The organism is Sphingomonas sp. (assembly GCF_040398505.1).
GTDB lineage: Bacteria > Pseudomonadota > Alphaproteobacteria > Sphingomonadales > Sphingomonadaceae > Sphingomonas.
On the sequence record NZ_JBBATX010000094.1, the window covers coordinates 1 to 9,774 of the forward strand.

The following is a 9,774-nucleotide window of genomic DNA, read 5'->3' on the forward strand; positions in this document are numbered from 1 at the left end:
CCTGGTGGCTGTGGGCGCATCGCGGGCAGATCGCGCCGCCGGGGGATTGGCGGGTGTGGCTGATCCGCGCGGGTCGAGGCTTTGGCAAGACGCGGGCGGGGGCGGAGTGGGTGAGCGAGATCGCGCGGACCACCGCGAAAGCGCGGATCGCCTTGGTCGGGGCGACCGCGCAGGACGTGCGGCGCGTGATGATCGAGGGCGAATCGGGGCTGCTCGCGGTGGCGCAGGGCGGCGATACGATCGACTATCGCCGCGAGGCGGGCGAAGTGCATTTCGGGACGGGCGCGGTGGCGGCGATCTTTTCGGCGGCGGCGCCCGAGAAATTGCGCGGGCCGGAGCATGTCGCGGCGTGGTGCGACGAGCTGGCCAAGTGGCGCTATGGCGATGCGGCGTGGGACAATCTGATGCTGACGATGCGCGGGCGGGAGGACGCGCGGACGCTGGTGACGACGACGCCCAGGCCGATCAATCTGCTGCGGCGGATCATGGCGTCGAAGGACACGGTCGAGACGCGCGGGTCGAGCCATGACAATCCGCATTTGCCGGGGAGCTTTCTCAGCAGCATCGAAGCGCAGTTCGGTGGCACGCGGCTGGGGCGGCAGGAGATTGCGGGGGAGTTGCTCGAGGATGTGGTGGGGGCGTTGTGGTCGCGCAGCATGTTCGAGGCGTGCCGCGTGGGCGCCGCGCCGGCGCTGGTGCGCAGCGTCGTGGCGGTCGATCCGCCGGCGAGTGCGGAGGGCGATGCGTGCGGGATCGTTGCGGTGGGGCTGGGCGAGGAGGGACGCGGCTATGTGCTCGAGGATGCGAGCGTGCGGGGTCTCTCGCCCGAGGGCTGGGCGCGCGCGGTGGTGCGCTGTGCCACGCGGCATCGGGCGGACCGCGTGATCGCCGAGAAGAATCAAGGCGGTTCGATGGTGGCGAGCGTTTTGTTCGCGGCCGATGCTGCGCTGCCGCTGGCTTTGGTCCATGCCGCGCAGGGCAAAACGCTGCGGGCCGAGCCGGTGTCGATGCTGTACGAGCAGGGCCGGGTCAGTCATGTCGGGGCGTTCCCCGATCTCGAGGACGAACTGTGCGGCTTCGTGATCGGCGGGGGGTATGACGGGCCGGGCGGATCGCCCGACCGGGCGGATGCCTTGGTGTGGGCGCTGCGCGAGCTGTTGCTCAAGAAGCGCAAGGCGGCGCGGGTGCGGCAGTTGTGAGACGCGGCGGGGGCCGCGCGCTAGCGCCATAAGCTTTTGCGGCTTTGTGTCTTTGTGTGAGGTGGAATTTTCTCACACAAAGACACAAAGGCACAAAGCAAGAAGACACGAGACGGATAAGGCCGATGCCTGCGGCGCTTTGGAGAATTTGATGGTGCCGCGCGAATTGATCGGTCGGGCGACGATCCCCGGCGGGGACGAAATGTCGCTCTATGCGCGCGGCGGCGATTTCATGATCGTCGTCGACCGCAACGAATTGATGAGCACGCGGATGAACGGGTCGGAGATCGCGCTGGCGACGCTGGCGCTGGAGCGGATCGCGGGCGTGAAGGCGCCGCGCGTGCTGATCGGCGGGTATGGCATGGGGTTTACGCTGCGCGCGGTGCTGGGTGCGGTGGGTCCGGCGGCGGTGGTGACGGTGGCCGAATTGGTGCCCGAGATCATCGCCTGGGCGCGCGGGCCGATGGCGGCGGTGGCGGCGGGGTGTCTCGATGATCCGCGCGTTCGTCTGGTCGAGGGCGATGTCGCGGATGTCATTCGTGCGGGGGGCTATGACGCGATCCTGCTCGACGTCGACAATGGCCCCGACGGGCTGGTGCGCGCCGAGAATGGCCGGCTCTACGCCCCGCGCGGGCTGGCGGCGGCGAAGGCGGCTCTGGCACCGGGCGGCGTGCTCGCGGTGTGGTCGGCCGGGCCCGATGCGAAGTTTGTGCGGCGGCTGAACGACGCGGGTTTCGCGGTTGAGGAAGTTGCGGTGAAGGCGCGGTCGAACGGCAAGGGTCCGCGGCACGTGATCTGGTTTGCGCGCGCGCGCTGAGGCGCGCGGCTCCACATAAAGGACCGCAGTATGAAAATGTTCGGTCGCAAGGCGGCTGGGCGCGAGGAATCGCGTCCGGCGCTCGAGTTTCGACGCGCGCGCTTCGCGGCTGGGGCGGTGGGCGATGTCCCGATGAGCTATGAGGGGCAAATGCGCGCGCTATATTTGCGCAATGCGATTGCGCAACGCGCGGTGCGGATGATCGCCGATGCGGTGGGCGATGCGCCGATTGCCGCCGCGCCCGAGGTGCTGGCGCTGGTGCAGGCGCGTTCGGCCGGGCAAGCGCTGACCGCAACGGTGGCGGGGCATTTGCTGCTCCACGGCAATCGGTCCTGTCGCTCGACCTTCCGCTTTCGACGTTGGGCGGCGAGGTGCGGATCATCGCTTCGGGACCCGGCGACGTCGCGGCGCCGGCGGAGGTTAGGGTGGCGGTACGCGGTGGTTCGATCCTGCCGCCTTCGCCGGCTGGACTGAAGTGGCGCGAAATTGGCGACGGTGATGCTGCAGTGCGATGGCTGCGCCGCAGCAGACTTGGCTGGCGCTGGATCGATGGAGTCGATGCCCCGCTGGGCGAGGAGCGCGAGGCGTACAGGGTGACTTTGGTATCGGGCGACGGGCGTGCGCGTACGATCGAGACCATAGCGCCCCTGTTCGTGGTGGCGCGCGCGGAGCGGGCGAGCGGGGTGACGCTTGCGGTCCGGCAGGTCGGCGCGCACGGCGAATCGACCGCTGCGTCGATCCATGTTCCGGACTGGACGATGTAAGGGAGAGCGAGCGTGAGCGATGAAACAAGCGTGCGATTGGGCCTGCCGTTGCTGCAGAGCGGGCAGGCGCAGAAGGAAATGTTTCATAACGAAGCACTGACGCTGCTCGATCTTGCGGTGCAGCCAGTGGTCGAATCGGTGGGGATGAACGCGCCGCCGACAGCGCCCGTGGCCGGCATATGCTGGGTGATCGGCACCGCGCCGAGCGGGGCGTGGACCGGGCAGGCACAGGCGCTTGCCGGATGGAGTGAGGCGGGCTGGCGCTTCATCGCGGCGCGCGACGGCATGGCCGCCTGGAGCCTTGTCGACGGCGCAATTGCCCGCTTTTCAGACGGGGCGTGGACCGTCGGGCGCGTCAGCGGAACGGAGGTGGTGCTGGGCGGAAATGTGGTGGTTGGTGCGCGGCAAGCGGCGATCGCCGACCCCGCGGGTGGTAGCACCACGGATGCAGCGGCGCGTGCCGCGATTATCTCGATTCTTGCTGCACTGCGAACACACGGATTGATCGCGCGCTGACCCTGCGGGCCCGACGGCCACTGCTCCCCTTGGCTGTGGCCGATCGGCCACAGCCCGTGTATTTGTGCGCTTGCGTGGAAACCAAGCATTGGGTAGGGAGTTAGCGCTGTCCGAGTGACAACCAGAAGAAGGGGATTTTTATGCGGAAGCTTGCCGTTGCTATGGCGCTTGCCTCCACTGCTCTCGTCGCCACACCAGCCCTCGCACGCGATAATTCGTGGTACGTGGGCGTCGAAGGTGGCGCCATGATCGTGGAAGACATTAAGTTTGATATCGGCACCGTTAAGGCCGCTGGTAACGTCGATCACAATTACGGCTACGACGTCGATGGTGTGATCGGGTATGACCTGGGCCGCTTCCGGCTTGAAGCCGAAGTCGGCTACAAGGCGGCGACAATCGATTCGTATCGCTCGAGCGTTTCGACTCCGGTTCTTGCAGCGACGGGACGCACTGCGCTCCTCGTTCCAGGCACCTATGACTATGCCGGCGGCCGCAGTTCGGCGCTAAGCTTCATGGTGAACGGCCTCATCGATTTCGGTGACGACGATGGCATCCAAGGCTTTGTCGGCGGCGGTGTCGGCGTTGCCCGCGTGAAGGTGCAAGCGCAGCTCAACACGCGTCAGAACTTCCTCGACGACAGCGACACTGTGTTCGCTTATCAGGGCCTGGCCGGCGTTCGCGCGCCGATCACGAAGCATATCGATGCAACCTTGAAGTATCGTTTCTTTACTGCGGACAACGTCAAGTTGGTCAACGTGGCAGGGACGTCGTTCAACGGTAAGTTCCGTACGCACAGCCTGCTTGGTGGCCTGACCTACAATTTCGGCGAGCCGGCGGCACCCCCGCCGCCCCCGCCGCCGCCACCCCCGCCCCCACCGCCGCCGCCGGAGCCTACCCCTCCGCCGCCGCCGCCAGCTCCGGTTTGCTCGCCTGGCCCGTTCATCGTGTTCTTCGAATGGGACAAGTCGGACGTTACGCCTGAGGCAGCAGCCATTCTGGACGGCGCGATTGCGCAGTATCAGAACTGCGGTAGCGCGAAGGTCATGCTGGCCGGTCACGCCGATAAGTCGGGTTCGCCCGCTTACAACGTTGGCTTGTCGCAGCGTCGCGATGACTCGGTTCAGGCTTACCTGACCGCGCATTCGATCCCTGCTGGCGTCATCACCTCGGAAGCGTTCGGCGAGAGCCGTCCGCGCGTCGAGACTGCCGATGGCGTTCGTGAGGTTCAGAACCGTCGCGTCGAAGTGACTTACGGTCCGGGTTCAGGCAACTAAGTCCGACCCGACCTAATGTCGAAAAATTGGGGAGATCAGCCATGGCTGGTCTCCCCTTTTTCGTGCGAGTGGTACGACGCTCTCGATCTTCGTCTCGGTGTTGATCGCACGATCCCGGCGCGACCATGTTGCAGCGCACACAGGGCTGGCATTTGCGAAGTGATCGGTTAGAGCGAGCGGCGACACTGGGGCGGGCGATCCGAAACACGGAGCGCCGACCGTTGGCGAGGTAAGGGGAGCATCATGCGGATTACAATGATCGGCTCGGGCTATGTCGGCCTGGTATCGGGCGCATGCTTTTCGGATTTCGGACATGACGTGATTTGCGTCGACAAGGATGCGGGCAAGATCGCAGCGCTCCAAGCGGGCAAGATGCCGATCTTCGAGCCTGGGCTCGACACGCTGGTCGCGACCAACGTTGCCGCCGGCCGGCTGAAGTTCACGACCGATCTCAAGGCGGCGGTCGCCGGGGCCGATGCGGTGTTCATCGCGGTCGGCACGCCTTCGCGGCGTGGGGATGGCCATGCCGATTTGTCCTATGTCTTTGCCGCGACGCGTGAAATCGCCGAGGCGATTGACGGGCCGGTGGTCATCGTGACCAAATCGACCGTGCCGGTCGGGACCGGCGACAAGGTCGAGGAGATTTTGAGCGAGCTGGCCGGTGATTTCCCGATCGCGGTCGTCTCCAACCCCGAATTCCTGCGCGAAGGGGCGGCGATCGGCGACTTCAAGCGCCCCGACCGGATCGTGATCGGCACCGAGGATGCGCGCGCGCAGCAAGTGATGCGCGATGTCTACCGTCCGCTCTATCTCAACGAGAGTCCGATCCTGTTCACCGGCAGGCGCACTTCCGAACTGATCAAATATGCCGCCAACGCGTTTCTCGCGACCAAGATCACCTTCATCAACGAAATCGCCGATCTGTGCGAAGCGGTCGGCGCCAACGTGCAGGATGTGTCGCGCGGGATCGGGCTCGATAACCGGATCGGGTCGAAGTTCCTGCATGCCGGGCCTGGCTATGGCGGGTCATGCTTCCCCAAGGATACGCTCGCTTTGCTCAAGACCGCCGAGGATTATGAAACGCCGGTGCGGATCGTCGAGGCGGTGGTGCAAGTCAACGACACGCGCAAGCGCGCGATGGGGCGAAAGGTGATCACCGCGCTGGGCGGTGACGCCAAAGGCAAGACCGTCGCGGTGCTCGGGCTGACCTTCAAGCCCAATACCGACGACATGCGCGACGCGCCGAGTCTGGCGATTGTGCAGAGCTTGCGCGATGCGGGCGCGAATGTGCGCGCGCACGATCCCGAGGGGATGCAAATCGCCAAGGGCATGATGCCTGACGTGGCCTATTGCGGCGACGCCTATGAAGCGGCGGCAGGCGCGGATGCGGTGGTGATCGTCACCGAATGGGACATTTACCGCGCGCTCGACCTCAAGCGCCTCGCGGACACCATGGCAGCGCCGGTCATGGTCGATTTGCGCAACGTTTATCGCGCGAGCGACGTGGAAAAGGCCGGATTCGCGTATAGTTCGATCGGGCGGTGACGCACGGCCCCTTTCCGTCGGGAAAGGGGATCAGGCTTCGGCGGTCTCGGCAAGCGCCGCTGCCAACCACGCAGGTATCATCGCATCACCAAATGCCTCGACGCGGCGGAGTTCGACCATCAGGCCGAGTTCGGGATAGGTTGCGCGGGTGCGGTCGCCGGGTTCGGTCAGGGGTGCGACGACCAGGCGGCGGTTGACCTTGGCACGATGGTGCATGCGCGCGGTGTTTTCCTGCCCGACGTAACAGCCTTTGGTGAAGCTGACGCCGTTCAGTTCGCGCGCGTTGGTTTCCAGCCACAGCGTCTGGTCGCTGCCGAGTTCGGCGACGCCCTCGGTGACGCCGAGTGCGAGGCGGTGCTGCACCCAATCGGTGGCGAGCGCGCCGGGTTCGCCGAGCCAACGGTGGCCGAGCTCTGGCAGGCGCGGGTCAGGAATGCCCTGACCGGGTTCAGGGGACCAATGCACGGCAATCTCGGTGCGCTCGATCGTGATTGCGCGGCGCAGACGGTATAGCGTGAGGCGGCGCGCGAGGGCATCGGCGACGCTGGCTTCGCAATCGATCAGGAGCGTCTCGGCCACGGCGTCGTTCGCGTCAGCCCACAGGATGAAATCGAACAGCGCCTTGCCTTGCGGGGTAAGCAAGCCACCATAACGCGGCGTGGTCGGGGTGACGCTTGCGGTGTCCTGCGTGACGAGGCCTTGCAGGAAGCCGCGCGGATCGTCTCCGGCCACCCGGAGCACGGCGCGATCGGGGAGGGTGGTGGCTGTCATGCCCTTTAGCTAGGCGTCGTAACCCGCGGTCGCAATGGCGCGACTGGCGATTCGCTCGAGGCCGCGCTAGGCAAGGATATGACCGAGCGCCTGACGATCCGCCGCCCCGATGACTGGCATGTGCATTTGCGTGATGGCGCGATGCTCCGCGCGGTCGTACCCTATACCGCGCGCCAGTTCGCGCGCGCGATCGTCATGCCCAACCTTTCGCCCCCGGTGACGCGGATCGCGGCGGCGGAAGACTATCGCGCGCGGATCCTCGCGGCGGTGCCTGCGGGCATCGATTTTACACCGTTGATGACGTGTTACTTGACCGACGATGCCGATGCTGAGGAGATCGCGCGCGGCTTTGCCGACGGTGTGTGGGCCGCGTGCAAGCTGTACCCGGCGCATGCGACGACCAATTCCAGCCACGGCGTGACCGATATCCGCGCACTGCGCGTCGTGCTCGCGACGCTGCAACGGATCGGTATGCCGCTGCTGATCCACGGCGAAGTGACCGACCGCGAGATCGACATTTTCGACCGCGAGGCGGTGTTCGTCGAGCGCACGCTCGCGCCGCTAGTGCGCGATTTCCCGGCGTTGAAGATCGTGTTCGAACACATCACAACCGCCGAGGCGGTCGATTTCGTGGCGGCGAGCGGGCCGAACGTCGCTGCGACGATCACCCCGCAGCACCTTCAGCTCAACCGCAATGCGCTGTTCGACGGTGGGCTTCGCCCGCATGCCTATTGCCTGCCGGTGGTGAAGCGCGAGCGGCATCGTCTCGCGGTGCGCGCAGCCGCGGTTTCGGGCGCGCCGGGCTTCTTCCTGGGCACCGACAGCGCCCCGCACGAGATTGAACGTAAGGAGGCGGCGTGCGGCTGTGCGGGGATTTTCAACGCGCCTTATGCGCTCGAAAGCTATGCAGCGGTGTTTGACGAGGAGGGCGCGCTCGACCGGCTCGCGGGCTTTGCGTCCGAATATGGCCCGCGCTTTTATGGCTTGCCGCTCAATGAAGGCACAGTGACACTAGAGCGCGGTGCGGTCGACGTGCCCGATCGTGTCGGTGCCGGAGAGACGGCGGTGGTGCCGTTCCATGCCGGGGAAACGCTCGCTTGGCGGCTGGTCGATCCGGCCTGAAACCGGCGCTTATTTCGGATCGGTGAAGCGCTTGACCTTGACCGGAAGATCCTTGCCCTTGGTGCGACGCGAGGGGATTTGCACCGGGTGCTTCTTTTTCCACTGCGCGAAGGTCATCGGGCCATCGGGGGTGTCGATGATCGTGTCGTCGATGCTCATGCGCGCGCACTCCGGGGCTTGAACGGCCAGTCAATGACCGCGCCGGCGAACAACGCCCACCACACGATCACCGGTTGAAACGCCAGACGCGGGATATGGTACCACAGGCTCAGGCCGCCAGTGCCATACGCGATATAATCGAGCGCGTGTTTCACATTCGCCGGATAGACGCACACCGCATAGGCCGCCAGCAGCACACCCGCCCACCAGCGCAGCCGCGGCACGAACAGCCCGATCGCGCCTGCGACTTCGCACAGGCCGGTGATGAGGATGACATGGGGGGCGTAGGGGACCCAGGCGGGGGTGATGCCGAGGAACGGCGCGGGTTTGAGGATGTGGAGCGCGCCGGCCAGGAGATAGGCAGCGGCGAGGAGCGCGCGGAGGATCTGGCGGGTGGTGGCGAGCAGCATCAGAGCAGCGTAGCGCGTGTGCAGGACACGGGCAAAGCCCGCGTCGTCGACCGGGGCAAGCCCCGTCGGCCGGGCTTGCGCGAGTCAGGCGGGCGTTGCCACCTGCCGCGCTGCGCCTAGAACGGAAACCACTTCGATTTATGGCTGAACTTCATATAGCCGACGTTGACGCCCTGCCGCCAGCCGACGCCCAGCCGGATCGGGATCAGCACCGTATTGCCGCGCCGCAAATAGGTCGCGGCGAACCCGCCGACGAAATAGAGCCGACCCTCGGCTGCGGGGAAGCGGTGATACAATTCCTCGGTATCGTAGAGATTGTAGACAAGCACGAAGACCTTGTTGGCGTCGCCGCCGAGATCGAACCCGACCGACGGACCGGTCCAATAGACCGGCTGCTGACCCTCGACCTTGTGAAACAACGTGCCGTTGCCATAGCGCAGACCGACGACGACCGCGCCCGACGCCTCGCGTCCGGCGATATAGGCATTGGGGCGGCCCTGTTCCTTGAGCGTCCGCTCAAGGATGCCAGCCAACCCCGACGCGCCCTTGCCGAACGTGGTCTCGGCGGCGCGCAGCAACTCCTGCTCCTGAAACGTCTGGCTCGCCGCCGATTCGGCATCGGCCCCGTCGCGCGCGATTGTCTGGGCACCTTGCTCACCCGCCGCTGCTGGCGCTGGTGCCGGTTGGGCGGGCATTGGATCGCTCGATTGCGGCGCATCGGGATAGCGCTGGAGGTTGGGGTCGGTCGGTGTGGCAGACGGCACGGCGGGATCGCTGGTTTGCGGCGCGCGGGGGGTGCCGCGCGCGCGCAAATCCGCATCGATCGCCTGATTCGGATCGATCGTGCGCACGTGTTGCGCGGCAAGCGGCGCGCTCGCCGTCGCAATCGCAACGACGAGCATGACGCTCTTTCTTGCAAATTCTGTCGTTGGCCGCCGCATCATCGTCTCCCCCGGAACTGAGGAAGCAACGGTAGCGCCGCGCAGCCTGTCCCGACAATGAACGGCGCGACCAACCGAGTCGATTTCGCGCCTAGCGCCTTTATCATGCGTGGTTGATCACAAACGCAGGCGCGGCTATAGCCGCGTCTCGCTGTGATCCGGAGACGTGGGTGAGTGGCTGAAACCAGCGGTTTGCTAAACCGCCGTGGGGGGTTTACTCCCACCGAGGGTTCGAATCCCTCCGTCTCCGCCAGCT

12 protein-coding genes and 1 tRNA gene are annotated in these 9,774 nt (G+C 65.9%); 9 read left to right on the forward strand and 4 right to left on the reverse strand.

Annotated features, from left to right (window positions below; genetic code table 11):
• From ABWP09_RS11315 to ABWP09_RS11345, 7 genes are all read left to right on the forward strand, one after another.
• A partial coding sequence (locus ABWP09_RS11315) for a DNA-packaging protein (RefSeq protein ID WP_353205244.1) occupies positions 1-1,199 on the forward strand: 1,199 nt, incomplete at its 5' end.
• Between the two features lie 151 nt (positions 1,200-1,350).
• A complete protein-coding gene (locus ABWP09_RS11320) occupies positions 1,351-2,016 on the forward strand; it encodes a polyamine aminopropyltransferase (RefSeq protein WP_353205255.1) in 666 nt (221 codons plus the stop codon).
• Positions 2,017-2,046: 30 nt separating this feature from the next.
• The gene (locus ABWP09_RS11325) at positions 2,047-2,490 is read left to right on the forward strand and encodes a hypothetical protein (protein WP_353205245.1); all 444 of its coding nucleotides are present in this window, start codon (positions 2,047-2,049) and stop codon (positions 2,488-2,490) included.
• A 32-nt stretch (positions 2,491-2,522) separates the two neighbouring features.
• Positions 2,523-2,780, forward strand: a complete 258-nt coding sequence (locus ABWP09_RS11330) for a hypothetical protein (protein ID WP_353205246.1) — start codon at positions 2,523-2,525, stop codon at positions 2,778-2,780.
• A gap of 12 nt (positions 2,781-2,792) precedes the next feature.
• Positions 2,793-3,296, forward strand: a complete 504-nt coding sequence (locus ABWP09_RS11335; protein ID WP_353205247.1) for a DUF2793 domain-containing protein — start codon at positions 2,793-2,795, stop codon at positions 3,294-3,296.
• Positions 3,297-3,436: 140 nt separating this feature from the next.
• Positions 3,437-4,570 carry an OmpA family protein gene (locus ABWP09_RS11340; RefSeq protein WP_353205248.1) on the forward strand — a complete coding sequence of 378 codons (1,134 nt, stop codon included), beginning with the start codon at positions 3,437-3,439 and terminating at the stop codon, positions 4,568-4,570.
• A 243-nt stretch (positions 4,571-4,813) separates the two neighbouring features.
• On the forward strand, positions 4,814-6,115 hold the full coding sequence (locus tag ABWP09_RS11345; protein WP_353205249.1) for a UDP-glucose dehydrogenase family protein: 1,302 nt from the start codon (positions 4,814-4,816) through the stop codon (positions 6,113-6,115).
• 30 nt (positions 6,116-6,145) lie between these two features.
• Here the strand turns inward: ABWP09_RS11345 and ygfZ are convergent, their stop codons facing one another.
• A complete protein-coding gene (gene ygfZ, locus ABWP09_RS11350; protein WP_353205250.1) occupies positions 6,146-6,886 on the reverse strand; it encodes a CAF17-like 4Fe-4S cluster assembly/insertion protein YgfZ in 741 nt (246 codons plus the stop codon).
• Between the two features lie 78 nt (positions 6,887-6,964).
• Between ygfZ and pyrC the strand changes: the two genes are divergently transcribed.
• Positions 6,965-8,008, forward strand: coding sequence for a dihydroorotase (gene pyrC / locus ABWP09_RS11355; protein ID WP_353205251.1), 1,044 nt, complete (start codon positions 6,965-6,967; stop codon positions 8,006-8,008).
• Between the two features lie 9 nt (positions 8,009-8,017).
• Here pyrC and ABWP09_RS11360 read toward each other — a convergent pair whose 3' ends face one another.
• The 3 genes from ABWP09_RS11360 to ABWP09_RS11370 form a co-directional block, all read right to left on the reverse strand.
• Complete coding sequence (locus tag ABWP09_RS11360) at positions 8,018-8,167, reverse strand: hypothetical protein (protein ID WP_353205252.1); 150 nt, start codon at positions 8,165-8,167, stop codon at positions 8,018-8,020.
• Positions 8,164-8,577 carry a DoxX family protein gene (locus tag ABWP09_RS11365; RefSeq protein WP_353205253.1) on the reverse strand — a complete coding sequence of 138 codons (414 nt, stop codon included), beginning with the start codon at positions 8,575-8,577 and terminating at the stop codon, positions 8,164-8,166. The genes ABWP09_RS11360 and ABWP09_RS11365 overlap by 4 nt, the downstream gene beginning before the upstream one ends.
• 116 nt (positions 8,578-8,693) lie before the next feature.
• Positions 8,694-9,518 carry a DUF1134 domain-containing protein gene (locus ABWP09_RS11370; RefSeq protein WP_502959793.1) on the reverse strand — a complete coding sequence of 275 codons (825 nt, stop codon included), beginning with the start codon at positions 9,516-9,518 and terminating at the stop codon, positions 8,694-8,696.
• Between the two features lie 160 nt (positions 9,519-9,678).
• Here ABWP09_RS11370 and ABWP09_RS11375 point away from each other — a divergent pair.
• Positions 9,679-9,771 (forward strand) — tRNA-Ser (locus tag ABWP09_RS11375).
• Positions 9,772-9,774 lie beyond the last annotated feature (3 nt).

Excerpts from the sequence above, each read along its gene's own strand:
- ABWP09_RS11320 (WP_353205255.1), top strand. The coding sequence starts at position 1,351 with ATGGTGCCGCGCGAATTGATCGGTCGGGCGACGATCCCCGGCGGGGAC.
- ABWP09_RS11325 (WP_353205245.1), top strand. The coding sequence starts at position 2,047 with ATGAAAATGTTCGGTCGCAAGGCGGCTGGGCGCGAGGAATCGCGTCCG.
- ABWP09_RS11340 (WP_353205248.1), top strand. The coding sequence starts at position 3,437 with ATGCGGAAGCTTGCCGTTGCTATGGCGCTTGCCTCCACTGCTCTCGTC.
- ABWP09_RS11345 (WP_353205249.1), top strand. The coding sequence starts at position 4,814 with ATGCGGATTACAATGATCGGCTCGGGCTATGTCGGCCTGGTATCGGGC.
- ygfZ (WP_353205250.1), bottom strand. The coding sequence starts at position 6,886 with ATGACAGCCACCACCCTCCCCGATCGCGCCGTGCTCCGGGTGGCCGGA.
- pyrC (WP_353205251.1), top strand. The coding sequence starts at position 6,965 with ATGACCGAGCGCCTGACGATCCGCCGCCCCGATGACTGGCATGTGCAT.
- ABWP09_RS11360 (WP_353205252.1), bottom strand. The coding sequence starts at position 8,167 with ATGAGCATCGACGACACGATCATCGACACCCCCGATGGCCCGATGACC.
- ABWP09_RS11365 (WP_353205253.1), bottom strand. The coding sequence starts at position 8,577 with ATGCTGCTCGCCACCACCCGCCAGATCCTCCGCGCGCTCCTCGCCGCT.
- ABWP09_RS11370 (WP_502959793.1), bottom strand. The coding sequence starts at position 9,518 with ATGCGGCGGCCAACGACAGAATTTGCAAGAAAGAGCGTCATGCTCGTC.